The organism is Anaerocolumna cellulosilytica (assembly GCF_014218335.1).
Lineage (GTDB): Bacteria > Bacillota > Clostridia > Lachnospirales > Lachnospiraceae > Anaerocolumna > Anaerocolumna cellulosilytica.
Genome location: NZ_AP023367.1, coordinates 5,020,001 through 5,045,207 on the forward strand (window position 1 = coordinate 5,020,001; position 25,207 = coordinate 5,045,207).

Annotated in this window: 25 protein-coding genes, 2 tRNA genes and 1 riboswitch; of the genes, 1 reads left to right on the forward strand and 26 read right to left on the reverse strand. The window is 38.3% G+C overall.

Translation table 11 applies throughout. The annotated features are described in order from the left end of the window. Positions 1-89 precede the first annotated feature (89 nt). From acsn021_RS20895 to acsn021_RS20955, 13 genes are all read right to left on the reverse strand, one after another. A tRNA-Ser gene (locus tag acsn021_RS20895) sits at positions 90-178 on the reverse strand. A gap of 62 nt (positions 179-240) precedes the next feature. Further along, a tRNA-Ser gene (locus tag acsn021_RS20900) sits at positions 241-326 on the reverse strand. 143 nt (positions 327-469) lie between these two features. Continuing rightward, positions 470-1,255 (reverse strand): 2-C-methyl-D-erythritol 4-phosphate cytidylyltransferase, encoded by a 786-nt coding sequence (gene ispD, locus acsn021_RS20905; protein ID WP_184091881.1) that lies wholly within the window; start codon positions 1,253-1,255, stop codon positions 470-472. 260 nt (positions 1,256-1,515) lie between these two features. Continuing rightward, on the reverse strand, positions 1,516-2,538 hold the full coding sequence (gene tsaD, locus acsn021_RS20910; RefSeq protein WP_184091883.1) for a tRNA (adenosine(37)-N6)-threonylcarbamoyltransferase complex transferase subunit TsaD: 1,023 nt from the start codon (positions 2,536-2,538) through the stop codon (positions 1,516-1,518). 33 nt (positions 2,539-2,571) lie between these two features. Further along, positions 2,572-3,135 carry a DUF6715 family protein gene (locus acsn021_RS20915; protein WP_184091885.1) on the reverse strand — a complete coding sequence of 188 codons (564 nt, stop codon included), beginning with the start codon at positions 3,133-3,135 and terminating at the stop codon, positions 2,572-2,574. 149 nt (positions 3,136-3,284) lie between these two features. Beyond that, positions 3,285-4,199: a ribonuclease Z gene (locus acsn021_RS20920; protein ID WP_184091887.1), complete on the reverse strand. Its 915-nt coding sequence runs from the start codon at positions 4,197-4,199 to the stop codon at positions 3,285-3,287. Between the two features lie 302 nt (positions 4,200-4,501). Continuing rightward, positions 4,502-4,747, reverse strand: a complete 246-nt coding sequence (locus acsn021_RS20925; protein ID WP_184091889.1) for a hypothetical protein — start codon at positions 4,745-4,747, stop codon at positions 4,502-4,504. Positions 4,748-4,971: 224 nt separating this feature from the next. Beyond that, complete coding sequence (gene rimI, locus acsn021_RS20930; RefSeq protein ID WP_184091891.1) at positions 4,972-5,421, reverse strand: ribosomal protein S18-alanine N-acetyltransferase; 450 nt, start codon at positions 5,419-5,421, stop codon at positions 4,972-4,974. Continuing rightward, on the reverse strand, positions 5,421-6,131 hold the full coding sequence (gene tsaB, locus acsn021_RS20935) for a tRNA (adenosine(37)-N6)-threonylcarbamoyltransferase complex dimerization subunit type 1 TsaB (RefSeq protein WP_184091893.1): 711 nt from the start codon (positions 6,129-6,131) through the stop codon (positions 5,421-5,423). The genes rimI and tsaB overlap by 1 nt, the downstream gene beginning before the upstream one ends. Beyond that, positions 6,128-6,568, reverse strand: a complete 441-nt coding sequence (gene tsaE, locus acsn021_RS20940; protein ID WP_184091895.1) for a tRNA (adenosine(37)-N6)-threonylcarbamoyltransferase complex ATPase subunit type 1 TsaE — start codon at positions 6,566-6,568, stop codon at positions 6,128-6,130. Before tsaE ends, tsaB begins: the two co-directional genes overlap by 4 nt. A gap of 105 nt (positions 6,569-6,673) precedes the next feature. Then, positions 6,674-9,331, reverse strand: a complete 2,658-nt coding sequence (locus acsn021_RS20945) for a calcium-translocating P-type ATPase, PMCA-type (protein ID WP_184091897.1) — start codon at positions 9,329-9,331, stop codon at positions 6,674-6,676. 302 nt (positions 9,332-9,633) lie between these two features. Then, positions 9,634-10,281, reverse strand: coding sequence for an ECF transporter S component (locus acsn021_RS20950; protein WP_184091899.1), 648 nt, complete (start codon positions 10,279-10,281; stop codon positions 9,634-9,636). 118 nt (positions 10,282-10,399) lie between these two features. Continuing rightward, positions 10,400-10,554, reverse strand: a riboswitch (FMN riboswitch). Between the two features lie 104 nt (positions 10,555-10,658). Continuing rightward, a complete protein-coding gene (locus acsn021_RS20955; RefSeq protein WP_184091901.1) occupies positions 10,659-11,138 on the reverse strand; it encodes a VanZ family protein in 480 nt (159 codons plus the stop codon). A 246-nt stretch (positions 11,139-11,384) separates the two neighbouring features. Between acsn021_RS20955 and acsn021_RS20960 the strand changes: the two genes are divergently transcribed. Then, entirely contained in the window at positions 11,385-12,596 is a 1,212-nt protein-coding gene (locus acsn021_RS20960) for a nucleotidyltransferase domain-containing protein (RefSeq protein WP_184091903.1), read from the forward strand. Here acsn021_RS20960 and acsn021_RS20965 read toward each other — a convergent pair. From acsn021_RS20965 to acsn021_RS21025, 13 genes are all read right to left on the reverse strand, one after another. Further along, positions 12,574-14,268 carry an ABC transporter ATP-binding protein gene (locus acsn021_RS20965; protein WP_184091905.1) on the reverse strand — a complete coding sequence of 565 codons (1,695 nt, stop codon included), beginning with the start codon at positions 14,266-14,268 and terminating at the stop codon, positions 12,574-12,576. The two genes, acsn021_RS20960 and acsn021_RS20965, sit on opposite strands and share 23 nt — an antisense overlap. After that, entirely contained in the window at positions 14,265-14,753 is a 489-nt protein-coding gene (locus acsn021_RS20970) for a S24/S26 family peptidase (protein WP_184091907.1), read from the reverse strand. The genes acsn021_RS20965 and acsn021_RS20970 overlap by 4 nt, the downstream gene beginning before the upstream one ends. Beyond that, on the reverse strand, positions 14,741-15,595 hold the full coding sequence (locus acsn021_RS20975; protein WP_184091909.1) for a hypothetical protein: 855 nt from the start codon (positions 15,593-15,595) through the stop codon (positions 14,741-14,743). The genes acsn021_RS20970 and acsn021_RS20975 overlap by 13 nt, the downstream gene beginning before the upstream one ends. A gap of 268 nt (positions 15,596-15,863) precedes the next feature. After that, positions 15,864-16,952, reverse strand: a complete 1,089-nt coding sequence (locus acsn021_RS20980; RefSeq protein WP_184091911.1) for a radical SAM protein — start codon at positions 16,950-16,952, stop codon at positions 15,864-15,866. Next, positions 16,949-17,218, reverse strand: coding sequence for a PqqD family protein (locus acsn021_RS20985; RefSeq protein ID WP_184091913.1), 270 nt, complete (start codon positions 17,216-17,218; stop codon positions 16,949-16,951). The genes acsn021_RS20980 and acsn021_RS20985 overlap by 4 nt, the downstream gene beginning before the upstream one ends. A 103-nt stretch (positions 17,219-17,321) precedes the next feature. Then, positions 17,322-18,104 carry a YveK family protein gene (locus acsn021_RS20990; RefSeq protein ID WP_184091915.1) on the reverse strand — a complete coding sequence of 261 codons (783 nt, stop codon included), beginning with the start codon at positions 18,102-18,104 and terminating at the stop codon, positions 17,322-17,324. A gap of 272 nt (positions 18,105-18,376) precedes the next feature. After that, entirely contained in the window at positions 18,377-19,705 is a 1,329-nt protein-coding gene (locus acsn021_RS20995; protein WP_197978622.1) for a UDP-glucose dehydrogenase family protein, read from the reverse strand. Positions 19,706-19,873: 168 nt separating this feature from the next. Next, entirely contained in the window at positions 19,874-20,644 is a 771-nt protein-coding gene (locus acsn021_RS21000; protein ID WP_184091919.1) for a CpsB/CapC family capsule biosynthesis tyrosine phosphatase, read from the reverse strand. Between the two features lie 208 nt (positions 20,645-20,852). After that, positions 20,853-21,440 (reverse strand): hypothetical protein, encoded by a 588-nt coding sequence (locus acsn021_RS21005; protein WP_184091921.1) that lies wholly within the window; start codon positions 21,438-21,440, stop codon positions 20,853-20,855. A gap of 151 nt (positions 21,441-21,591) precedes the next feature. Continuing rightward, the gene (locus acsn021_RS21010; protein ID WP_184091923.1) at positions 21,592-22,281 is read right to left on the reverse strand and encodes a CpsD/CapB family tyrosine-protein kinase; all 690 of its coding nucleotides are present in this window, start codon (positions 22,279-22,281) and stop codon (positions 21,592-21,594) included. Next, positions 22,268-23,041 carry a YveK family protein gene (locus acsn021_RS21015; RefSeq protein ID WP_184091925.1) on the reverse strand — a complete coding sequence of 258 codons (774 nt, stop codon included), beginning with the start codon at positions 23,039-23,041 and terminating at the stop codon, positions 22,268-22,270. The genes acsn021_RS21010 and acsn021_RS21015 overlap by 14 nt, the downstream gene beginning before the upstream one ends. 73 nt (positions 23,042-23,114) lie before the next feature. Beyond that, the gene (locus acsn021_RS21020; protein WP_184091927.1) at positions 23,115-24,533 is read right to left on the reverse strand and encodes a sugar transferase; all 1,419 of its coding nucleotides are present in this window, start codon (positions 24,531-24,533) and stop codon (positions 23,115-23,117) included. Next, the gene (locus tag acsn021_RS21025) at positions 24,505-25,167 is read right to left on the reverse strand and encodes a hypothetical protein (protein ID WP_184091929.1); all 663 of its coding nucleotides are present in this window, start codon (positions 25,165-25,167) and stop codon (positions 24,505-24,507) included. Before acsn021_RS21025 ends, acsn021_RS21020 begins: the two co-directional genes overlap by 29 nt. Positions 25,168-25,207: the final 40 nt, after the last annotated feature.

Consider the following 25,207-nt stretch of genomic DNA (forward strand, 5'->3'; position numbering starts at 1 on the left):
CCAGCTCGACTATCTTATCACACTTACAAAGAGTTGTCAACTACTTTTTTTAATTATTTTTCTCAGTAGTTTTTCTCACAAAAAGTCAACGGAGAAGGAGGGATTTGAACCCTCGCGCCGCTATTAACGACCTACTCCCTTTCCAGGGGAGCCCCTTCAGCCGCTTGGGTACTTCTCCATAAAGGCTGACAGTAGTAATTCTCTCAAAAAACAAGATTGCATATAATGCAATCTTGTCAGCGGAGAAGGTGGGATTCGAACCCACGGTCCCTTTCGGAATCACCGGTTTTCAAGACCGGCTCCTTAAACCACTCGGACACCTCTCCGAACACTGCTTGGATAGTATAGCAAACCTCAAATAATAAGTCAAGCACTTTTTTAAACTTTTTTCGTTTTTTTTAAACTTCTTTTTTAATTCTGAGTCGGTACATTTATAACCCAGATGACAAGTTCTTTTATCTGTCATATTTTATCTGTCATTAAGAAACGCCTCTCCCACAATCAAGTCTTCAGGTGTGGTAATTTTTATATTATAATAGCTTCCATAAATCATTTGTACCGGATAATTTAGTGTGTATTCTAATACCATTGCGTCATCTGTAATGTTTATTCTTTTCATCGGTTCTGCCTTTACAGACTTTGTAATAGCCTTCTCAGAACTGCTCTTAAAACCAATACTGTCGGTTCTAATATCTTCCTTTACTGACTCGTCTAAAATCATACTATATGCTTTTGTAATTAATTCCGTGGAAAAAGCCTGAGGGGTTTGTATGCTCCAAAGGCGGCTCCTGTCTGGTGTGTTTACAATGAAGTTGCTATCATCAACAATTTTAATTGTATCCTTAACAGGTACTCCTACTACGCAAGCTTTGCTCTCTTCTACTTTTTCAATTACTTTTTCTATCATTTCTTTCGTTATAAAAGGGCGGGCTCCATCATGAATTAGTACATATTCGCTGTTACCCACCGCCTTTAAACCTTGATATACAGAATGATACCTTTCCTTTCCGCCTTCTACTATAGCATTAACCTTCTTAATCTCATATCGATTAATAATGTTGGTTTTAACATATTCTATTTCATTATTTCCTACAACCAGAATTATAGTATCAACATTGCTGTTTTCAAAAGCCTTTAATGTATAATAGAGTACTGGTTTTCCATCTAGCAGCAAATACTGCTTCGGTGTATCAGACTGCATCCTTTTACCTGCTCCGGCAGCTAACACAATTGCGGCAACTTTTTTATTATCCATTACTCAACCTGGCATACCATTTTACTTTTACAATGTCATCCAACATAAACTTAAACTATATAAAAGCAGTAAAACAGCACCTTTCCTTTTAGTGAAATATTAAATTTTGTGTTTTTAAATGTAATACCCTTATAATTTTCGTATAGTTACTTAATAAATACCGGTTCCATCAGCCTGATATCATTTTCATATAGAAACCGTTAGCAGGTTCATAATAGGCTTAGTCTAAGGAATCGTAATTAAAATTTGTACTCCTGCTATTACCTTTGTCCTATCTTTAAATTAGGAACCGCATTCAAATCAAGTCCGTGTCTGGTTCCTTTTAGGTATTCATAGTATGCCGCCGCTCCTATCATGGCTGCATTATCTGTACAATAAATGGGCGAAGGATAATACAATGTCAAGCCGTTTTTCTGACAGGCCATATCCATTGCTTCTCGTAATGCAGAATTAGCTGCTACCCCTCCGGCAATAGCTACCTGCTTCATTTTATACTCCCTTGCTGCCGCCATAGTCTTTGTAACCAATGCATCTACAACAGCCTCTTGAAAAGAGGCAGCTATATCTGCTGTATTAACCTCTTCTTTTTTCATAGCACAGGAATTTAAATGATTCAAAACAGCTGACTTTACACCGCTAAAGCTGAAATCGTAGGGGCATCCCTCCAGATTGGCTCTTGGAAAGGATACGGCTGTTTTGTTTCCTTCTTTCGCTAATCTATCAATCTTAGGCCCTCCCGGATATCCAAGGCCTATCGCTCTTGCAACCTTGTCAAATGCTTCGCCAGCCGCATCATCTCTTGTTTTACCAATAATTTCGTATACACCATATTCTTTTACAATAACCAGATGGGTGTGACCTCCCGATACAATCAAGCATAAAAAAGGAGGCTCCAAATTCTTGTGTTCTATAAAATTAGCGGATACATGCCCTTCAATATGGTGAACACCAACCAGAGGTTTTCCTGCTGCATAACTAATCGCCTTCGCTTCTGCGACCCCAACTAATAATGCTCCTACCAGACCAGGTCCATAAGTAACCGCTATGGCATCTAACGCCTCTAAACTACAGTCTGCTTCGGCTAAAGCTTCTTTTATGACTTGATTTATCTTTTCCATATGTTTTCTGGAAGCAATTTCCGGAACCACACCGCCATAAAGCGTATGAAGGTCGATTTGAGAAGATATTACATTTGATAATACCTCCCTTCCGTTTTTTACCACTGCTGCGGCAGTCTCATCGCAGGACGATTCTATTGCTAAAATCATTACATCTTTATCCATAGTTGTTTTCTTTATTCCTCACTTTAATTTGTACTATTGAATCTCCCAGCCAAGTATTTTCCATCGGCCTTCTTCATCCTGACGAAGAAGGAATTTTTCTTTTACTTTTTCTTCACTGCTTTTTTCTTTGACTGTAAAGGTTACTGTTAGAGAGGCAAAGCTCTGCTCCTTGTCCTTAAAATATTCAACATCCTCACTATTTGCTATCGCATACTTTGTAATAGAGCTATTTTCTTGTTTATACTTAACAATTTCTGATTTTAAATTAATAAAATATGTGTCCTTTGGATTAACAGCCAAAAGAGCTTCATCAAAGAGTTTAAGATTTTGCTCTCCTAGTTTCTCAACCTGGCTATCTTTCAGTTCTTTATCATATAATACTTTAATAATCCGACTATATACTTTTACAACCTCTCTGGGTGTCGAAGGATAATCCTCTTCCAGGTCTTTCACTAACAAAGTTTGCAGTTCGTCAGCCTGTGTATTTGTATCTGTTTGTTTTCCTCTATTTGATGTATATTTATAATACCCAAAGATAAGTGCTGCTAAAATAGCTACACAAACCACTGTTTTTAGTGACATATTTATTTTTTTCATTCCAATTCCCCCTTTTACCATGTTATAGTTTACACTCATTTACTTATACTTGGTAATTTATCTGCCTGCCCCTGTGGCTATCTCGAATTATACCATCCGTTAAATGGAATATATACTGGTTTTATTAATCGGACAATTGTATCTACTGCTTATTCTTCCGGGTCAAAATTTAAGGTTATACTTTTTCTATCTTTTCCGGCTTTCGCATTGGGAAAAATTGCTCTGGTGTCTTCCATAAATTCTTCTGGTCTTACTAGAGACGGACTGTAATGAGTAAGCCAAAGTTCTTTCACCTGCGCTGTTTTTGCCAGCCTTGCAGCATCATAAAAAGTCATGTGCTTATGCTCTACTGCTTTTTCTGCCTTGTCTTTCTCTCCATACATCCCCTCACAGATAAATAAATCAGCCTCCTGTGCCTGCTCTGCTATAAGGGGAATAGGTCTGGTGTCCGTACAGTAGGTTAATTTAATCCCTTTTCTGCCAGGTCCTAGTACCATATCCGGTGTATAGATTATTGTTTCTGTTTCTATGGTTTCTCCTTTTTGAAGGCGATTCCAGTATTTTTGAGGTACATTGTTCTCATTTGCCTTCTCAACAAAAAATCTCCCGCCTCTTTCAATTACTACATTGTAGCCATAACATATCACATTATGGTGCACCCTGAAGGCCTGTATAACATAACCTCCGATTCTTATCTCCTCTGTCTGGGCCGATAATTCAATAAATTTAATTTCAAATGGTAGTTCCGGTGCAATCACTCGTAAGGCATTCACAACTCTTTCTAAGCCTTTTGGTCCTATCATGGTTACAGGTTCGGTTCGGTCTGCATTACCCATTGTCAGTAAAAGTCCCGGCAAACCACTGATATGGTCTCCGTGGTAATGAGTAAAACAAATAATATCTATCGGATGAAAGCTCCATCCTTTTTCTTTAATTGCAATCTGGGTGCCCTCCCCGCAATCAATTAATAGACTGGAGCCATTGTATCTGGTCATTAAAGCCGTAAGCCATCGGTTTGGCAACGGCATCATTCCGCTGGTGCCAAGTAAACAAACATCTAACATGTATCTTCCTCACTTATCTCGCTTTTGTAATACTATTCTTCCCGCATCTGGAAGCTCTACACATATTAACAAAGCTTATTAAATCAATATTAGCATAACCAATATGCATTATCAAGTGCTACCAAATAACTAACAAAATAAACACCGGCGTGATGTTAAGTTCATTGGCAGATGAAATGGTTACCACCTAAAGTACGATTTTTCAAAACCATTTTATATTAAAAATAAGGGGCTGTCCCATTCCTTAACCGCTTTTTCGTACACTTTAATGCGGTATCAGGATTTTGTAACAGCCCCTTACTTTATAACACTTCCTTTTTACGGATTACCTTAATTGGTATCTTAAAGGATTTTATGAAATTGTCATAGCATTCTTCACATATATTAAATTTGTGGACTTCTAAATCATATTTTGAAAAATATCCCCATTCCTTAGCTGCCTCGAAAACATCCTCCTTTAGTATTCCCTGCTCCATGAAGATTTGCTTTCCACAGACATTGCAGCAAATATCCTTGTCCGTCTGTGGAATAGTATTAACCTTATCCATGTGTTATCCCTCCTGCTAACTTGACCGCCTTCTTAAATCCATTATAACGTTATATGTTGGATTTTTACAGTGGGAATTACTGTATCTGCTATATCCTTTTATTAACAACCATCCGTATTCTGCGTGTTTTCAAGTGTTACAGGCTATCTCTTTCCGAAAACTTCGCTGCAAATTAGTAACTATTTAACGAAAATTCTTTCTAAAAACTTTTGTAAAACACAAGATTATTGCTTAACATACAGCCACATAATCATTCCATCCTCTATAGGAGCCTCATAAAAATTCTTTCGTACTCCCTCGGAGTGAAATCCAAGTTTCTGATAAACTGAGATTGCGGACCGATTACTTACCCTAACTTCTAATGTAAAGGCTGTTAACCCCTGGTCAATTCCGATTTTTAGTAATTTATTTAACATGGTATAGGCAATTCCTTTATGTCTACTGTTCTCTTCCACAGCCACATTATTAATCTGTCCTTCACCGGCTACTGCCCACATACCGCAATATCCTACTATCCGACTGCCCATTTCTGCAACTAAATACACATTATCTATCCGGCCTATGGAATCTTCAAAATCCTTCCACTTCCAGGGGAGTGAAAATATTTTCTCCTCCATACTTGTTACGGCAGTTATATCTTTTGCTTCCATTCTGCGAATTATTATGTTCTCCATTATTTCGCCTGCTCCAATAATCTTTCTGCCCGTTCCCTCTCTGCCTGAGATACCCTTAAGTATTCCGGTTCATGAATGTCAGCGTTTTCATACAGTCCATTTTTATAATACGTAAGACCGATAGCCCCCACTGCTGCTGCCCGCTGCTTTGCCAAATGAATCGGTGCAAACTGATATGGAACTTTCATTAACTCCTTTAGTTTTTCCTGATGCACTTCTACTCCATCGCCAAGAAAAATAACGGCTTTACCCATGTTATTAACAATTTCAGCTATTTCTTCAATTCCTGCTGCCATCTGCGGTTGTATAATATCAAATTCTTCATTGAATTCATAAAGTCCGGTATAAACCTGATTTCTTCTGGCATCCATAATTGGACATATTAATTTTTCCGTTCCATATAGATTATAGGCCAGAGCATCTACCGTAGGTACTTTGATAATGGGTATATCAAGTACGAACCCTAACCCTTTTGCAGTGGAAGAACCGATGCGAAGCCCGGTAAAAGAACCGGGTCCTCCTGCTACCGCTATTGCATCCAATTCCTTTAATTCCATTCCAACCTGTTTTATTAACTCATCAAGCATTGGCAGCAACGTTTGTGAATGGGTCTTTTTATTATTAATTGTAAACTCACCCAGTACTTTTTCCTCATTTACAAGTGCTACAGATGCCACCAGACCTGAGCTGTCTAATGCAAGGAGCTTCATATCCTGCCCTCCTCTAGATTATTAATCTGTATTATTCTATAGTCAAAGCCTTTATCAAGCTCTTTTTTAATGGTTATCTCTACCGGCTTGTCCGGCAGGAGCTCCTTTATCAGATTCGACCACTCTATAAGACAAACTCCCTCACCAAAAAAGTAATCTTCATAACCAATTTCATACATTTCTTCTATATCTTCAATCCGGTAGACATCGAAATGATAAAAGGGATATCTTCCTTCTTCATATTCTTGTACTATGGTAAAGGTTGGACTGCTTACAGTCTCCTCAATGCCCAGGCCTTTTGCAAATCCTTGCGTAAATACAGTCTTGCCGGTTCCAAGGTCACCGGATAGACAATAGATATCTCCTGCTTTGGCATTTTCTCCAAGCCTTTTGCCAAGCTGAAAGGTTTCTTCCCTGTTATGGCTCTCTATAATCATGCTTTTTCTCTCTTTACTCTATTCTCTCTAATTGTGAATGCTTCTATGTGCAATTATAGCAGATTGAGCTGAAATTACAAGGGTTCTCCCTTTTTAAGAAGCAGGTCATCCTTTTAGTCTTCTTAGCATCAGCTTCGCAAGTTCAGACAGTACAATAACACTTAAGGTAACTCCGAAAATTTTCATCCACATAACAAATGTTAGCGGTATAGTGCCAAAGAATGCTCCTGCAAACTGTATAATAAGAATCTGCAATACAAAGGTAATGGTAATTACTAAAAGCATAATCCGGTTTTTTAACAAGTGCTTAAAGATACTTACTGTATGCAGTTCACGACAGTTAAAGGAATTAAATAATTGAAATAAAGCAAATAAGGTAAATAAAACGGTTGTCATTTCTTCTTCGGCTGCACCTAAAAAGTTAAAGGTATATTGGCATAAAAATACTATTGAAATATAAAGACCGGTTAGTCCGATTCTTAACAGCATGGATTTGGATACTATATTATCACTTCGCTTTGTAGGCGGACGTTTCATTAAGTCATCATAAATTGGTTCAAGACCTAAGGTAAGGGCCGGTGGTCCATCCATGATAATATTAATCCATAAGAGCTGTAAAGCAGTAAAAGGTGCTTTCAGTCCAAGCAGTATGGATATAAAAACTACAATTACGGAGGAAACGTTTACTGTCAGCTGAAACTGTATAAAACGCTTAAAATTTTCATAGATTCCACGTCCCCAGGCTATGGCTTTTACAATAGTTGAAAAGGAGTCATTTAAAAGTACGATATCACTGGCTTCCTTAGATACTTCCGTACCGGATATCCCCATAGCGATACCAACGTCTGCATTCTTAAGTGCCGGTGCATCATTAATTCCATCACCGGTAACCGCAACTACATTGCCCTGAGATTTTAACAATTTTACGACTCTCATTTTAATTGTGGGTGTACTTCTTGCAATTACACTAATGCTAGGAAGCTTCTTTAACAGTTCTTCATCACTTAAATCTGCTATCTCCTTAGCTTCTACCGCTATATGTTCATTGTTTAATATGTGGAGCTCATTGGCAATCGCAGTGGCAGTAACAATATTGTCACCGGTTAATATCTTAAGGTCGATACCGGCAAGACGGCAGTTTTTAACTGCTTCATATACATCCTTGCGCAAAGGGTCAGCTATAGCAACAAAGCCATCAAATACCATGTCATGTTCCATAGTGGAATGCTGTTCTTCTTCCTCATAGTCAAGCATTGTATCCAGTTCTTTATGTGCAAAGGCAATTACCCTCATTGCTTTTTCCTGGGCTTTTGTTATATACTGTTCGATTTCTTTCTTTTGGTCAGCCTGGATATTACACATTTCAAAAACACACTCAGGACTTCCCTTAACATAAGAAATAATCTTCCCATCCACTTTACTAATAGTTGTCATATGTTTTAATTCTGATGAAAAAGGAAAAGCATATAAAACATCATGGTCTGACCGTTCATCCTTATAGGTTTTCAGACTTCTCCTTCTTGCTTCCGACTGCTCATAAAAATTTAACATGGCACATTCCGTGGGATTTCCGATAAAGGTACCATCCTGAGAAATATCAGCAGTCGTGTTAAGACAGACATTATGAACAATCCAGTCACAGAGTAAATCTGTAGGATGTTCATGCCATTTCCTGTCATAATAGGCAGATACCTTCATTTTGTTCTCAGTCAGGGTACCTGTTTTATCTGAGCAGATCACATTAATGCAGCCAACGGTTTCTGAGGCTATCATCTTTTTTACCAGCGCATTCTGATGAGACAATTTTATTATGTTAATCGAAAGAGACACGGCTACGATTGTTGGAAGTCCTTCTGGTACGGCTGCAACAATCAGAACAATACTGGTTACAAATGCTTCTAATACATTCTCTAATACCAAACGGTCTGCCAAGGCAAAAGAAATTATTTCGGATACAAAAACAATTGCCGCTGCTATTATCCCAAGAATGGTTATAGTCTTACCCAGTCTTGCCAGCTTCTCCTGTAAAGGAGTGGAAGATTTCTCAGTTTTGGTAAGTTCTTTGGCAATTTTGCCAAATTCAGTGTTATCACCTACTGCTGTTACAACTGCCCTACCGTATCCGCTTGTGATATAATTACCAGAATAAAGCATGTTGCCACGGTCTGCAAGGGGCGTTTTTTCATCCGCAAAAATGAGTTCAGCATCCTTTTTTGCTGGTACACTCTCACCGGTTAACATGGATTCATCGACTGCAAGACCTACACTTTCAATTAACCGCCCATCTGCCGGAATCTTATCTCCGGTTGATAGAAGTACGATATCGCCAACTACAATATCTTTTTGTCCTACCATTACAGTATCGCCGTTTCTCAGTACCTTTATTTGGGTATCCTCACTTATTTTTGACAGGGCTTCAAAGGCCTTGGCACTCTTTCCTTCCATGACTACCGTAATAAGAACGGACAGAGAGATTGCAGCAAATATACCCACACATTCTAAGAAGTCTGCTTCTCCACCGGTAGTAGCGCGTATAATATTAACTATCAGTGCTACTACTCCTGCCATAACAAGCATTAATATCATAGGTTCACTGGCCGCTCCCAGGATACGTTTTACCAGTGATTCCGGCTTTTCTCTTGTCAGCGTATTTCTTCCGTATTTTTCCTGGTTCTGCTCAGCCTGCACAGTTGTTAGTCCTGTCACAGCATTTGAGTTAAGGCAGCTAATTAAGCTTTCTTTGTTTTCCATAAAATCCTTCAAAACAATTTCCTCCGTGTGTTTTTACTACTTTTATTCATTTAAATTACCTCGATTATAGGAGAATTATAAATAAAAAAGCTCATGTACAGCATGATAAGCTATACACGAGCATAAAAAAAGACCATGTATGGCTTATAAAAGCTATACATGAGTCTCGTTATTTAAGGCAAGCCAGACTTTTTACAGTCAGTATGTTGACTTGACACGTAATTCCTTACGCAAACTACTCCCTCACGGGTGTTTTAAATTGTCTCCTATTGTATCATGGTCATAGGATTTAGTCAAGTATCTTACGGGTATTCTTACAATCTGTTTTTAAGCATCCGATAAGTATAGTGCCCTACAAAACCTAAAAAGATACCTTTAACAATATTAAACGGTGTAATTCCATATAAAATCAAAGTAAACTTATCCTTGATTCCCGGTATCCCCTTGGCAACTGCCACTACATTATCCATACCTCCATAGAGGTTAGCATATAGCGGAATAGTAACCAAATAATTCATTATAAACCCTACGGCGGTCATGACAATGGTTGCCACTCCAAAAATCAAGAAAGGATGGTGTTTCTTCTTCATCTTTCTATAAAGAAAGGCTGCCGGTACTACATAGGCTATGCTTATGATAAAATTAGCTAACTCACCAATACCTGCTGTCTTTGTTGCGGTAATGGCTTTAATTACATTCTTAATAAGTTCAATAACAACTCCTGCCATGGGTCCAAAGTGAAAGGCACCGATAATTGCAGGTATATCACTTAGTTCCAAGCGTAGAAATCCGATAAATGGTGGTGATTCTAATAGCATCAATACATAGGATAATGCTGACAAAAGACTGATGGTTACCATAGCTTTGGTGGTGAAGAACTTCTCTCTTTTTAATGGAATATCTTGCTTTTGAAATGTACTTTGGTTTTTTTCCTTTTTTACATTCTGGACGATTTGATTCATATTCTCTCTCCTTTTTTTCTTGGAAAGGAAAATTCTTGGCTGCTCCTTAAACACAAAAAACCTCGAACATAAAATTCGAGGCGATTCATAACGTATTGTTGCATATATCTATGCAATAATATTTCTTCTCACATCCAGACTTTACTGTCGGTTTTGGAATCTCACCAAATCAACTGAAAAATTGCTACTCTGTCGTTTCTAAAATTACTTGCAACTTTTCAGGTCGCGGACTATACCGCCGGTCGGGAATCTCACCCTGCCCCGAAGAATTTCCTTCTTTATTCTTTTTACTATTTTATTGTAACTCTTAGCTAAATTGTTGTCAATATCTATTTTCTGCCTGCGAAAGCAGGATAATATGCTTTCTGGTAAGCTTATCATTTGTTTCTCCTATTCTTTAATATCAAAAAAACCCAAAACAGAAAACAACCAAAACAAGCCCCTGCACTGTCTATTAATACATCCGTAAACTGCCCCGAACGTTCAGGCACAAAGAGTTGGTGTATTTCATCGGTACAGGCGTATAAAAAGCAAATACTAAGTGTATACAGAAAAAGAACTCTGCCTCTTTTTTTATGAACTATATATAGCGGGAGCGATACTGTAATGCTTAAAAGGGCATACTCTGTAAAGTGCCCTGCCTTACGAAGGGGGGTATGTATCATTTCCTTCCATTTTAGTTCTGCCTCAGGCGTTAGGTTTAAATCCACAATTTTGTCCATGGTATTAAAAAGAGAGTCTGTCACATTAGAACTCAAACCAGAAGATTTGATACCCGTTGAAGATGAAAACCGGAATATTATAACCATCATAAAAATAGCCGGCAGCCAGACCAAAAGTAAAATTTTTTTATTCATGTATTGATTTTAATGCCACATTTATAGGCGGAAGGATTATTACTAAGTTTATTGTGGCCCCTTTCAGACTATTTTCCTTCACCCTCTGCATACTGCTGAAACTATCTTCCGTTTTTTTCAGATATTATTATTTTACTACTTATATCTTCATTTGAATACCATATATTTTTGATTTTCAGACTAATGCTTGTTTTCTCCCTACCATCATGATATAATGACTGTAAATTTTTACCATATGGAGGTTTTATGGAATTACATGAATCAGTTTTAATATCTTTATTATCTTATGCAATCCGGGCAGAGCATCCTGCTTTTAACGAGGTTAACAACATTTCCTGGGATAGATTATTTGAAGAAGCTGCTGCTCACCAGGTACATACTCTGCTCTATCCTCTAATTGCTGACTTAGGGGAAGATTCCATACCAGCCCCCCTCCTTTCCAAATGGAAACAAGAGACCAAGTCTGCTGCTGCCAGACAGTTACAACATGTTGAACAGGTAAATACTATTATAAAAGTCTTCCATAATAACAGCATTTCTGTTATTGCACTAAAGGGCCTGGTTTTAAGAAATTATTATCCAAAGCCTGAACTTCGAACGATGGGAGATGGAGATTTACTTATACATAAAGCAAATATGAAAAAAGCAAAAAAACTTCTTCAAAAGATGGGATACCGTTTAAAAGAGAATACTCCCCGCCATTTTTGTTTTTCTCATAAGTACTTTCCGCTGCTTGAAATGCATCAATGCTTAAGTGAAAAAGAAATACAGTGTATCTATCCTGACTTAACCACAGCTGTATTGAAACGCAGCGAACGGATAGAAATCAAAGGCATGGACGCTTCTATATTCACCCTATCTATAGAGGATATGTTTCTTCATTTGTTGTTGCATTTTGCTGGCCATCTAATGTCAGAGGGTATTGGCTTGCGAAGTGTATGTGATATTGTATTGTTCTTAGAAAAAGAAGGGTTGAAATTGGATATGGGTTATCTGCAGGACAAACTACTCACCTGTCGGCTTACTCATCTGGCAGCAACTTTAGTACGGTTATGTGAGAAATATTTTTCCTTAAAACTACCATGTATCTTTCCCGGTGCTGTAGAAGATTCCGACGTAGATTTACTCATGGAGGATATTCTGGATGCCGGGGTGTACGGTCGTAAGACGATGAACCGGGATATTAGCGGCAGCTTGTTAAAATACTATTCTTCTTGTAATCATGAGAAACATAATACACTAACTTTAAAACATAAGGCATTATTTTATTTCCCATGCAGTAAATGGCTACACTCCCGATACTGGTACGCCAAGAAATTCCCTCTTTTATTACCGGTAGCATGGATTCATCGAGGTCTGCGCAATTGCTTCCGGTTAAAATCTCTGTACCTTTATAAAGAGGCAGCCATTATTAGCCAGAACCGTGCTTTGCTGATTAACCGCCTAAAGCTTCGCTAACATACGTAGAACTTATTTCTGATTTTTCATATAATCTACCTTTGTTTAATTCTAAAATTCTATCGCAAAACTGCAAGAGAGTTAGACGGTGGGTTATAATAATACAGGTTATGCCTTTATACTGATTGCTAATTGCACGCAGTACCCTTTCTTCTGTCTCTGTATCCAATGCTGAGGTTGCCTCATCAAGGACGAGAATCGGTGCTTTCTTTATAAGTGCTCTTGCTATGGCTATTCTTTGTGCCTGTCCCTCTGAAAGCCCTATTCCTCTCTCTCCTATTATGGTATCTATTCCTTTCTCCAGCTTACTTATAAAGTCCATGGCGTCTGCCGTCTTTAAAACCATTAGCATTTCAGCTTTCGTAGCGTCCGGATCACCTATCCTGAGATTTTCAGCAATGCTGCCGGAAAACAAGGTGTTTCCCTGGGGGACATAGGCAATCAGATTACGCAGGGAAGCCTCCGTCTGCCATACCTCCTGCCTGTATTGAATAAACATCTTACCTTTTTGGGGTTCTATTAACTGCATGAGAATATGAATTAAGGTAGTCTTGCCTTCTCCTGAGGCTCCAATTAGCCCAATCACCTCCCCTTTTTGAATCTGAAAGAAAAGTTCTTGTAAGACAGGCGCTTCATATTTGTAACTAAAGTGAATTCCTTCCAGATGAATCGAAGAAAAATCTAATTTAACCTCTTTCAAATACTGTTTTTCACTTTCTTCTCCTTCCAGCTTAAGAAGACGCCTGGCAGAAGAAAAAGTGCTCATGGCCTGCGGCAATGTTCCTGCCAGTTCCATAAAAGGGCTTTGCACCTGAGCCACCAACTGTATAAACACTGTTAAGGTACCAAAACTTATGAGTCCCTTATATAGTTTATAAGCTCCCCATCCAAAAACCAACAAATAGCAAATCCAAAAACCTCCGGTTACCAATGTGCTTGTTATCTGTGATGCCAGGCTTTTTTTTAATACCAGCTTCTTCTTGGTTTCCTGAAGCCTTGAAAGATTCTGCTCCATAGCTTCCTCCCTGCAAAAGGTTTTTTGAATGAGAATATGTTCAAGACTTTCCTGTATATAAGAACGATAGTTACTTTCTGCCTCCTGAGCTTTTTCATGTATGACTATAAACCTGCTCCCAAAGATATATCCTGCTAACATAGCCGCAGGCCCTAATAGCAATGCATAGGCTGCCATAACCGGATCATATATAAGCAGTGTGATAACAGCCGCTAACACGCCTGTTGTTAATGCTATCACTTCCGGAACAGCTCTAACCAAACCACCGGCTGCAATATTCACATCACTGGTGATACGCGTCATTAAATCCCCGGTATGATACGCTGTGTAATCTAGCCAACGCATGTGAGATAGACGATGAAACAGTTTATTTCGCATCTGGTTTGACATATTTTCCAGGGTATTCACAGATAGCATAGTGCTTATTCCTTTTAATATAATCTGCGCTACAATTACAAGCACAAAAGAAAGGCAGGCTTTTACAGCCTGCTGCCACACTCCCTCTACCGCACCGTCAATTAACGCCTTTGAAAGCACAGCTAATGCTACCCTTAACAGTGACAAAACACTTCCTATGACAATGAGTGTTATAAGAGACCAGAAATATTTCTTGACCCAGACAGATAACCAGAAAACTGTACTTAGGTTACGTTTCATATACATCCTCTCCTTCTTTTTATGCTTTGCCGTATATTACGCAATCGTCCATTGAACCGGATTAAAAATATACGTATGGGAAATGCCAGCCTCCACATAAAAACGAGTGCCTGAAGCAGTTTGTGAGTACATTCTATATATTTTTCCTCACGCCAGATGCCTTCTGCCTTTGCCGCAAACTGTTCCGGATAGATAGGACCTTCACACCACTGTTCAGCATCTCCACATAAATATATTGCCACTTTTGTCTTTTTCATTACCCTGTGAAGTACATATTGTTTGTTTTTTCGTTGTATGAGTACAATATCCCCCGATTTAATGCAAGCAAAGTCTGTGCCTGCAAGTGTAACACTATCTTTGCCTCCCCTCAAAAAGGGATACATGCTCATACCTGTCACCGTAATACGCACCCTGCCTCCGGCGTTAAGCAGTTCCTTTATAACAGGCATCATCTTCTCAATTTTTAAATATTTTATATCAGACATTGATAAACCAACTCCACTGCCTCGTTATCAGGCCTGCATCGCAACTTATATACAGGCACTAACGCTATTATATTTTCTAGATTGCATAGTGCCAAATCCATAATTTCCGGCTGATAATACGGCAAAAAACATCTGGGCAATAATCTTTTGGCGGCTTCTCTGCCATCTAAATTATGGATAGAATTTTCTACTGCCTGTTCAAGTACCACAATTGCTCTAAGAGGCACTGATTTATTTTTAAATTTCTTGGAAGAACCATTCCAAAGAGTTCCGTAAACATACGGTGTATTACCAATGATTCGCAGTGCAGGCCGATCTGCATTAATTATTCTTGCTCCCATATGCTTCTTCCACAAATTAGCCTGTGTGGTTTTTCCCATACCGGATGGTCCGCAAAAAAGAATTCCCTGCCGTTCCCACTCAATGGCTGCCGCATGCAGCACAATCCCCTGATGAAACAGAATACGGTTGCGAAACATAATTTCGCCAAAGGCTCCTGTTATGTAGTCCAAAGGTTTTTTATACTTTTTTGCAAATGTAATTAAGCACTCTTTCCATGCCTGGTCTGTTGTAAGACAGCAGACAGCCTTATTGGTATCTGCCTCTTTGATATAGAGGGTGTTTCCTCCGCACCCTTCTGTGGGTCTATGCCATCTTAAGTTCTCATCCAGTCTGGTAGTATATTCTGGCATCAAAAGCTCCTCTTGGCGAACTATAGTTACGTTAAGGTCTGCCGGATGCTGTTCCAGAGACGTAAAACAGAGTAACTTTTTATTTCTTTTCAACCGAAAATCTGCGTTTAGTTGAATACACAAACCGGCTACTTGAATTGTTTGTGTCATCCGGCATTCCTCCTTTATGTATGGTAAAACCATAGTTTTAATTTTGGGGGATATCTTTAAATGTTTTAACTACAGGAGGTACTGCCGGACCATACCCTTTTACACCTGGTACACCAGCCAAAAATCAAGGCCAAAATTACATTCATTAAGGTTGAATTAACATAGCTGTTACCGCAGGTAGCCAGCCTCTCTTCCGGCCTAAGTTCAACTATCTCAAATGTTGGCTTAACATACGTCTTTATAAAATCACCTCCTGTCTGAAATATATCTATACCATAACCTGTTTCCTTTCCCTGGCCAATTCACACAAATATTGGGAAGCCTTTTCAAAGCTTCCGGTCTCGTTATAAAGTTTTGCAGGACAAGTTGCACAATATTCCGATAGCTCACAGTTCGAACAAACTTTGCATACCGGTACCAGACTGCAAAGCTTTATCAGTTCCTTCCATGCTGTCTGAAAGCCCTTTTCAAAAGGTAAAGTACTTGGCTGGTTCATAAAGGAGCAGGGTACCATCTTCCCCTCCCAAGTTATCCAAAAGGAATTTTTTGCACTGCCACATTGAAAAGGGTCATTTATATCATACAATTGGCATGACTGCTCCTGTGTATGATTTGCAAGGGAGGTGTCCTCCGTAACATAAGCATGGGACGTATCGGTTCTTATATTATATTCTTCTATTCTTTTTTCAAGCAGGGCTGTTTCCTTTGGTGAAAGCCTTGTATTTTGGGCGGGTTTTTCTCCATCTCTTCGTGGTGATATGTAATTAACTATGCCTAGCTGCAAGCCGAATTTTTTTGTAAGCTCTGCCATGTTCTCAAAATCATCTACATTCTCTTTAATAATACTTGTTCTGACCTGTACATTTATTCCCTGAGCTAACAACAATTCAATTCCGTTTAAAGTACGGCTAAATCCTTCTGCATTACCACAGACTTTTTTGTAGGTCGCCTGAGATGCTCCATACAAGGTTACCTCTATTTGTGAAGGTCTTACTCTTCCAAGCCAGCTTGCAATCTGAGGAGTAATCAGGGTTCCATTGGTATATAAGGTTAAGTTAAAGCCCATCATAGCCAATTCTTCATAGATAACTTGAAAGTCTTTTCTTATAAAAATTTCACCGCCTGTTAGCAGGAGAAATAGCATTCCCGCATCAAAGGCCTCCTTAGCCAGCCCTATCCATTCTTTTGCAGAACGTTCTTTTTTTTCGGCCTCCTTTTGATTGAGACAATTCACATAACACATACCACAACTTAAATTGCACCGCCCTGTTAGTTCAAACTCTCCAATAAGCGGAAGCTTTTGTTCCATAGAATTTTTTACTAGACGTCCGCTTAAGGTTCCCCAAGTGGTGCTCATACCTTAAGGAATCCTTTTTCTGTTATATTACTTATGAACTCTCTTACATCTAGCCTGGCTGTTTCTTCGTCCACCTCATAACTACCAGTAAGCAGACTAATTAATTCTTTATCGTCTGTAACCTCTTGCTCCAAGCGTTTCCATAAGAGTGCGCCGCTTTCGCTTAAGCTCATCAATCCGTTAAATTCCACCACTCGCTGTCCTACCGGTACTACCACCCAAGAGTCTGCAATTTCCCTCAGTAAAAATCCCTGCTTTACTTTCATAAAAGCCTCCCTATATACTTACGAATTATTAGTCAATTGCAAAACATTCATTTTATGTGTTAGAAGTAGTCTCTGTTCAATGTAAAAGTTACGCAATTGCTTACTATGAATTATTCTCAGCCAGATTCATTTTTTTCTTTGCTATTTTATAGCTGCGTTCCTGTCTTGTTTCTTCTCCTTCTAAAGGAATGAATGCCAATGTGGTAGTTCCTAGCCAGCGTTCCACATCTTCTGCCCCACGTATTTTATCATTGGTATAATATAGAATCAGAATAACTGCGGAAGTAATAGCAATTCCAATTACTGCTCCGCTTATAATACTGCGTACTAAGTTCAAGCCTTCTGGATTTATGGGCAGATTACCATATTCTACTATGTTTATTTTTTCCATTACCATGGTATTTACCAGTTCTTTGGATGCCACAACTGCTATTGCATCTGCAAGATTCTTTGCCCTTTGAGGGTCATAATCTGTTACACTTACCTCTAATACTCTTGTACCTTCCGGATTGCTAACAGCTATCATTGCGCCAAATTCATTAATACTAAGCTTTTCACCGGACTGATAAATAACCTTTTCCAGAATAGGGCGACTTTTTAGCAGTATCATAAAATCTTGTGTTAACACAGCACTTGTCTGCAAGTCTGAATAAGTAGTCTTGTTATCGTTCTGTCTGTTAATGACATATAGCTTGGTAGTTGATGTATAAATCCGCTCAACACCAAAAAGGCCGATAAACGTAATGGCCGCGGCAGTTAAAGCACCCGCCAGAAGGATAATAAAGAGCTTTTTATATAAAATAAACAAAATCTCTTTCATATCTAATTCAACTATATCGTCTCTTCTTGCCTCTAATCTTGAATCTGCCATCCTGTATGATTCCATTTTTTCTTCCTTGGATGCTGTATATAGAATACAGTAATACAACACCTCTGCCACAATATAGGATTGAAGGAAGACAGTATGGCATCCTTTCTTTCTAATTTTCCTTGCAATCCATATGTAATATTATTCCATTTTTATTAAAAGATTATAGCTGATTCAGTGCCTTACTACAATGATATTTTTTCATCTAAGACAGTTTTTCATCTACAGTTATATTCATATTTTAACAGCAGCATTTCTGAATCCGCATACTTTTACCTCTTCTGACCTTTTTAGTGAATGTTTTTATTCCTCCTGCCAATGCTGTGATATTCAACACCTGCCTGATTCATATCACTAACTTTGTAAATATTTCTGCCGTCATACACTAATGGAGTCTGCATCCATAAGCTGTATTCTTTGGGCGTTATGGATTTTATCTGGTTCCACTCTGTAAATATAAAACATATATTAGCACTTTCTAAGGCTTCTTTCGGTGTGTGAACATAAGTTATGGTTCCATTGTCGTTCTTCCCCTCAGGATAACGTGTTCTAAAGTTCTCAGTACCTACCGGATCGTAGGCATAAATAGCAGCACCTGCTTCTAATAGTAACGGAATATTGTCAAGACTGGGAGCCTCCCGTAAGTCATCGGTTCCCGGTTTAAATGTAAGACCTAAAATTGCTGCTTTTAAGCCTTTGAATGTAATCATACGGTCGCACGCCTTATAAAACAGTCTGGTTTTCTGCTCCTTATTCACATCCACTGCCGCTTCCACTGTTTTTAATTGGTAACCATACTTTTGCGCCAGATACTTAAGGGCTTTGGTGTCCTTTGGAAAGCAGGAACCGCCATAACCTATACCTGCTTTTAAAAACATCCCTCCAATCCGGTCATCAAAAGACATTCCTTTTGCTACATCTTCTATGTCGGCATCCACAAGTTCACATAGATTCGCAATGTCGTTCATATATGATATTTTAAGTGCCAAAAAATCATTACTGGCGTACTTAATCATCTCAGCCGAGCGCCTGCTTACTGATACAATTGGCAGATTAAAATTCTGATAGATTCTTAATAAACACTCTTTTGCCCATTCACTTTCTGTACCAATAATAATTCTAGAGGCATGAAGGGTATCATGCACAGCAGTACCCTGGGCTAAAAATTCAGGATTAGAGGCAATTTCTACCTTCACATCGTGAACTAAAAAATCCTTTATAAACTGTTCTACCTTATCATTGGTACCAATGGGGACCGTGGATTTTACAACTATCAGACAATCCTGCCGTACGGTTTCAGCAATCTGCCTTGCTACCGTTGCTATGTAGGAAAGGTCCGCCGACCCATCTGTCCGCTCCGGAGTGCCTACACCTATAAAAATGGCATCTGCATACTCATATGCTTTAATATAATTCGTGGTATATTCTATTGTTCCTGCCTCGTAGTTTTTCCTCATTAATTCCTCTAAATCTGTCTCATAGATAGGTGATATTCCTGCTTTCATAAGTTCCACTTTATTAACGTCTACATCCACACAGGTTACCTTGTGGCCTTTTTCAGCGAAACACACTCCTGCTACCAGACCCACATATCCGGTACCGGCTACTGCAATATTCATCTTTATACCCATTGCCTATTGCAGGCATGCCTGCAATACTGCCACTAATAGAATCGGTTGAAAGAGATTGCTGTGTGGCTTCCTTTCTTTTACTTCCCCTCAACTTTACTCTCTTGTAAACCGGAAACGGTATAAGAACCTATGTTACTTTTTCGTTTCTTTCTTTTGTCACATAAGATATTTACCTGCTAAAACCTTCTTTGGATTATAAATAAATAGTGCTTCGGCATACTCTGTCCCATATTTTTTCTTTATAAATTGAAAACACTTTTTTATTGCCGGAGCTCTCTCCGTATCATCATGAGCATCGGTAGCCGCCACATGAACTAATCGGTACCGCAATAATTTTTTACACCGCCTTTTTTCCTCCCGTCCAAATTCTCCAAGTACTCCGCCAGTATTTATTTGCAGATAGACTCCCATATCTGTCAAATTCCGTATTTTTTCTAACTCACAAAGATTATCATATCGTTCCGCATGAGCCAGTATAGGTCGGTAACCGTTTAATATCATGTCCTGAAGTCCGTTTTTTATATATTTATATTCTGCATAAGGAGAGAATTCCACAAGAATATAGCGGCTGTCCGCAATAGTAGGTATCACTCCATCCAAAAGCATATGTACACTTTCATGACTATAATATATCTCACAGCCAAGTGTTAAGGTAAGTCCCTCGAATTCTTTAGCTGCCACCTTTATTTGGTTTAATTTCTCTATAAGTCGTATTGTGGGGTTCTCAAAAACCGTTTCTTTGTAATGAGGCGTTACAGCAATTGCCCGTATTCCTTCTTTATAAGCCAACTTAAGCATATTTATTGCTTGCTGTAAATCTTTAGCCCCGTCGTCCACTTCCGGAAGTATATGGCAATGCAGATCTATAAATCCGGTCTTATTCTTCTGTATATATTTTTTTCTGCATTTCCTCAATATCCTTTTCAAAATCAATTCCCAGAACCTCCATTCCCCGGATTCTTAAGAAAGAATACGAATCATGGGTGGGTATTCCCCGTCAGTACCAGTGCGCATTTTACTAATATAACTTTTCATAATGAAATACCCTGAAAGTCCTATCACAAGGAATATGCTCAAGACGATTGACAGTCCGGTAATAATTGCCCTGCTGTGTTTATTGTTTACTCTGGACAAGCTATTTTACCTCAATCCATACGTATTCTTTATTGGACTCAATTCCTCTTAAGTCCGTAACATATAATAATAAAACATAATTACCAGGTGTATCTATGTCGTATTCTCCGACTATGGTCAGGTTACTTATAAGCTCTTTTCTGGATTGACCTCTATCTAGGATTTCACTAATTAAAGAAGCCGGCTCAAAAGAAGTACCTATCGGTAAGAGAATCTGGTTTGTTGACAGCGTAATCTTAGGAGGTACTTCCTCCTCTTCGGTCTGCCTTGCCTCATAAGGAATCAATATCTCTTTTTTTGAAATATTATTGCTTTTATCCTTTGCCACATAGGTAACCTTAGCCGTAATATTATCAATCATGGGCAATATGTCTTCGATTATGACAGCGTTTGTTACATCTCCGTCCCTATCGTCAATGGCGGTAACCGATTTAAGCAGTTCCTGCGGATCTTTCCCTTCACAATAAACCACATCTGAACTAATCACCTCTATAACCGGACCCATCCTATCCTCTGAAACAGATAATAAAATAAAGATTCCAGTTAAAATTACAGTAAAGATACTGGCAAGCAGTATGAATTTTCTCATAATGATACCCCTTGCATACCGCAACCACTATGCGGTATCACCACAATAAAATAAATCAAACTATGGCCTTCCTTTCCTAATATTAAAACCTTTCCGTACTACATGATTTATTTTGTACCCGTTAGAATCAATGACCTGTCTTCTTACTTCCTTAAGTTCCATAATATTTGCCATAGTATTTATTGTATTGTTTTCCGTAGTAATTCCTCTGTTTTAGACCAACTTTATTTAAGATGACCCCTAGTACATGACAAGTCCCCTTCTTAAGTTGCTTTAGTACCTTCTGGGCAAGTTTATAACTGATGCTATTGGACTGGATAACCAATATGGTTCCATCACAGGCTTCTGCAATTGTAGCACTATCAATTACAATTCCAAGGGGAGGCGTATCTATTATGATATAGTCATACTGCTCTCTTTGTTTGCAGATTAACTCTTGAAAAGATGGTTTAGTGATTAAATCCAGTGGATTCGGGGGGGTTGGACCTGCAAATATAATATCAAGATTATCAAGATTGCTTTGATACAATACCTCCTCTAATGTATTGATGCCGGAAAGATACTGGGATAGCCCAAGTACGCCTTTATCAATTTTTAATCGACCCGCCAGTACAGACTTGCGCAAATCAGCATCTAAGAACAATACCTTCCTTCCGCTCTCAGCTAAGGAATTGGCCAAACGAAAAGATACCAGACTTTTTCCCTCATTGGGAGTACAGCTTGTAATACAAATGGTCTTTATATCTTTTCCGCAAAATTGTATATTGGTGCGCAGGGTATTATAAGCTTCCGTACTTCTGTAATTCATATCTTCTAATTTCTCAATCTTAATAGATTGCATTATTGTTTCCTCCCCTGTAGCCTTTTTTATATGCTTTTTTAAGCTCTGCTTTGACTTTTTTAGAATTCAATATCCCATTCTCTTCCGGGATTGTTCCAAGTATAGTTAAGCCCAGATGTTTTTCTACATCCTCACCAGTCCTTATAGTGTCATCCAGAAAATAAAAAAATAATATAAAGAAGGTTGCAACCAGCCCTCCGGCTGCTCCACCTAAAAACATGTTTTTTTGTAAACTTGGAGATACCGCTCCAACAGGTATGTTGCCGCTCTCCACGATATTAGCCTTTTCTATTTCCATGATAGCAGCCATACGTTCCGCCGATATGAAGCAGATTGCATCCGCTATTTTTTTTGCAGTATAAGGATCTGGATAATTCACGGCAACCTCCAGGATTCTTGTATCTAAAGGTGTCGTTACCGTTATGTGAGATACCAATTCCTCATGGGTAGTAGCTAGCCCTAAATCCGATATAACCTGTTCTGTTACCGGTCTGCTCTTAACCAGTATCTGAAAATCCTTAGTCAACTGAGTTCCGGTCTGTAAGTCCGAATAACTGGTTGTCTTCTTTTCATCCTGTCTGTTTATTACATATAGACTGGCTGTGGACTGGTACATGGGACGAATCCTTGCTTTTGTATATATTCCAGCACTCAGTGCACAGAGAATACAGGAAAATACAATAATCCACACCCGTCCCAAAAGAATATAAAATAATTCCTTAAAGTCGAGTTCGATTATCTCATGACTATTTTTCTCCATTGGTCTGCTTACCTTTCAAATATATTCATGATTCTTCTATTATTTTCAGATTTGCTGTGTTTTAGTTTCACAGCTATTTTGAACCTTTTCCAAAAAAAACTACCCATATGGTTTTTAAGATAATTTTTAAGTCTATAAATATATTCCAGTTATCAATATATTCCAGGTCCAGCTTTACTACTTCTTCAAAATCCGTTATGTTACTCCGTCCGCTGACCTGCCACAAACCAGTTAACCCGGATTTTAATGTCAGCCTTCTCCTATGTCGGTTTTTATACTGCAAAAATTCATCTTCCGTTGGCGGCCTTGTTCCTACTAAGCTCATGTCTCCCTTTAGGATATTAATAAACTGAGGAAACTCATCCAAACTGGTTTTTCTTAAAAAGCTTCCAACCTTAGTTATCCGGGGATCATTGGTAATCTTAAACATATACCCACTCATTTCATTTTGTGCAAGCAATTCTTTTTTTCTTGCTTCTGCGTCCATATACATGGAGCGGAATTTATAGATCCGAAACCTCCTTCCGTTCTTACCTACCCTAACCTGTGAAAAAAATACAGGCCCTGGGGATTCTATCATAATTGCTGGTGCAATAAAAACCGTAAGTACTGCTGTTATCAAACAACCCACTAAGCCCGCTGTAATATCTAAGAATCTCTTCAGCCTTAGCTGTCTTTCATTAAAAAGTTTGGAGCTAAAGGTTAAAACATGATATCCTCCCAATTCCTGAAATTTTTTTTCATGTATTTTTAATCCAAAGGTATTAATACTTAAATTAACGGTTATGCCCATATTTTCAAACTCTAGTATGATTTCCTCCAGCTTCATAGGTATACTGTAGGAATTCGGCAAATGTATCAGTACACTATCTAATGTTTGATTCTTTGCTGTTTCAAACATGGTATCTATGTCTCCCTTTACTTCAACTCCTTCTATTATTTCTCCTGCTCGGTTATCATCTAATAAAGTGAGGCAAGTTATTTGGTGTTCCCAGTCATATTCTTTTTGCATATTCAACAGCAGCTCTTTAACCTGGTCTGTAGTGGTCAGAATCATTAGTTTTTTACTGGCAGAGCTTTTCTTGTATATGGATAATAGTAATATTTTAAAATACTGTCTGGCTATGTAAGTAATTAAAATATTCATCAGAAAGAAACTTATAAAAAATATTCTTGAATAGAATAATCCCTCTTGAAAAATAAAGAGTACCAACGTAAAAGACATTGCAAAGATGCCGTTTATTTTACAGACTGCCTTAAACTCTTCCCAAAATCCTCTTTTAAAAACCAGACTATACGTATCATAAACATAGTAAATAGCTACATACAAAATTAAGAGAAAGGCGGATGCAAATCCATAAAGACTACCAGTCCAATCTCCTATGATACCTCCAAACCGTATCCAAGCTGAAAAAATGAAAGATATTATAATGCAGGAAAGGTCTGTAAGCAGCAAATACAAATTAGGCATATCCTTCTTTTTTCTGTACATCAAAGGTCACATCCTTCATATATAGTTGATTTTTTTTAGCAAGGAGAATGCAAATTGCAAACAGCATCAATAGAAAAATAAGAATACATAATAAGACTTTTAGCTGGAGCTGTTCCTGACCTGTTGTTTCCTTATCCTGATAAAGTAGACTGCCTTTTATGTCTGTAATTTTTACTACTTGACCGGAATAGTCGGCATAAAGCTTAAGTCCGCAGGTTTTATAGATATCTGCAAGTAAATGAATCCCCAGCTCTCTCCCCTCTAAGGACATCGCGTTTAAATCTGTTTTATCTTCCATTTCCAGTAAGTTCATCAGCTGTAACAACTTTTCTGATAGTTTGACAGAGGCCTCAGCCGTTAGATACATATCCTGCTGCTGTAAATAATTCTTCAAATAATTATTATATGTAAATTCACTGTTATCCTTTCCTCCAGTCAGGTTTATCTTATCGATTAGTTTTACTACCTCCTCTTTGGAGATATTGGCTTTATCTAAAGTGTTTTGTGTACCTGATGACATTGCAGTAACAGCTATTGTTTCATTCGTAACTTTTCTTTCTACCATAAAGAATATTCCGGTTAATAAAAATAACACACTTAGAGTTATTCGGAATATAGCTTCTTTCTCCCGCATTGATGTATCCTCCTAATATACTCTTATCAACATGCTGCCG

Bases quoted from the DNA above. Each gene is read 5' to 3' on its own strand.
- ispD (WP_184091881.1), bottom strand. From the start codon at position 1,255: ATGGATAATAAAAAAGTTGCCGCAATTGTGTTAGCTGCCGGAGCAGGT.
- tsaD (WP_184091883.1), bottom strand. From the start codon at position 2,538: ATGGATAAAGATGTAATGATTTTAGCAATAGAATCGTCCTGCGATGAG.
- acsn021_RS20915 (WP_184091885.1), bottom strand. From the start codon at position 3,135: ATGAAAAAAATAAATATGTCACTAAAAACAGTGGTTTGTGTAGCTATT.
- acsn021_RS20920 (WP_184091887.1), bottom strand. From the start codon at position 4,199: ATGTTAGATGTTTGTTTACTTGGCACCAGCGGAATGATGCCGTTGCCA.
- acsn021_RS20925 (WP_184091889.1), bottom strand. From the start codon at position 4,747: ATGGATAAGGTTAATACTATTCCACAGACGGACAAGGATATTTGCTGC.
- rimI (WP_184091891.1), bottom strand. From the start codon at position 5,421: ATGGAGAACATAATAATTCGCAGAATGGAAGCAAAAGATATAACTGCC.
- tsaB (WP_184091893.1), bottom strand. From the start codon at position 6,131: ATGAAGCTCCTTGCATTAGACAGCTCAGGTCTGGTGGCATCTGTAGCA.
- tsaE (WP_184091895.1), bottom strand. From the start codon at position 6,568: ATGATTATAGAGAGCCATAACAGGGAAGAAACCTTTCAGCTTGGCAAA.
- acsn021_RS20950 (WP_184091899.1), bottom strand. From the start codon at position 10,281: ATGAATCAAATCGTCCAGAATGTAAAAAAGGAAAAAAACCAAAGTACA.
- acsn021_RS20955 (WP_184091901.1), bottom strand. From the start codon at position 11,138: ATGAATAAAAAAATTTTACTTTTGGTCTGGCTGCCGGCTATTTTTATG.
- acsn021_RS20960 (WP_184091903.1), top strand. From the start codon at position 11,385: ATGGAATTACATGAATCAGTTTTAATATCTTTATTATCTTATGCAATC.
- acsn021_RS20965 (WP_184091905.1), bottom strand. From the start codon at position 14,268: ATGAAACGTAACCTAAGTACAGTTTTCTGGTTATCTGTCTGGGTCAAG.
- acsn021_RS20970 (WP_184091907.1), bottom strand. From the start codon at position 14,753: ATGTCTGATATAAAATATTTAAAAATTGAGAAGATGATGCCTGTTATA.
- acsn021_RS20975 (WP_184091909.1), bottom strand. From the start codon at position 15,595: ATGACACAAACAATTCAAGTAGCCGGTTTGTGTATTCAACTAAACGCA.
- acsn021_RS20980 (WP_184091911.1), bottom strand. From the start codon at position 16,952: ATGAGCACCACTTGGGGAACCTTAAGCGGACGTCTAGTAAAAAATTCT.
- acsn021_RS20985 (WP_184091913.1), bottom strand. From the start codon at position 17,218: ATGAAAGTAAAGCAGGGATTTTTACTGAGGGAAATTGCAGACTCTTGG.
- acsn021_RS20990 (WP_184091915.1), bottom strand. From the start codon at position 18,104: ATGGAATCATACAGGATGGCAGATTCAAGATTAGAGGCAAGAAGAGAC.
- acsn021_RS20995 (WP_197978622.1), bottom strand. From the start codon at position 19,705: ATGAATATTGCAGTAGCCGGTACCGGATATGTGGGTCTGGTAGCAGGA.
- acsn021_RS21005 (WP_184091921.1), bottom strand. From the start codon at position 21,440: ATGAGAAAATTCATACTGCTTGCCAGTATCTTTACTGTAATTTTAACT.
- acsn021_RS21010 (WP_184091923.1), bottom strand. From the start codon at position 22,281: ATGCAATCTATTAAGATTGAGAAATTAGAAGATATGAATTACAGAAGT.
- acsn021_RS21015 (WP_184091925.1), bottom strand. From the start codon at position 23,041: ATGGAGAAAAATAGTCATGAGATAATCGAACTCGACTTTAAGGAATTA.
- acsn021_RS21020 (WP_184091927.1), bottom strand. From the start codon at position 24,533: ATGTACAGAAAAAAGAAGGATATGCCTAATTTGTATTTGCTGCTTACA.
- acsn021_RS21025 (WP_184091929.1), bottom strand. From the start codon at position 25,167: ATGCGGGAGAAAGAAGCTATATTCCGAATAACTCTAAGTGTGTTATTT.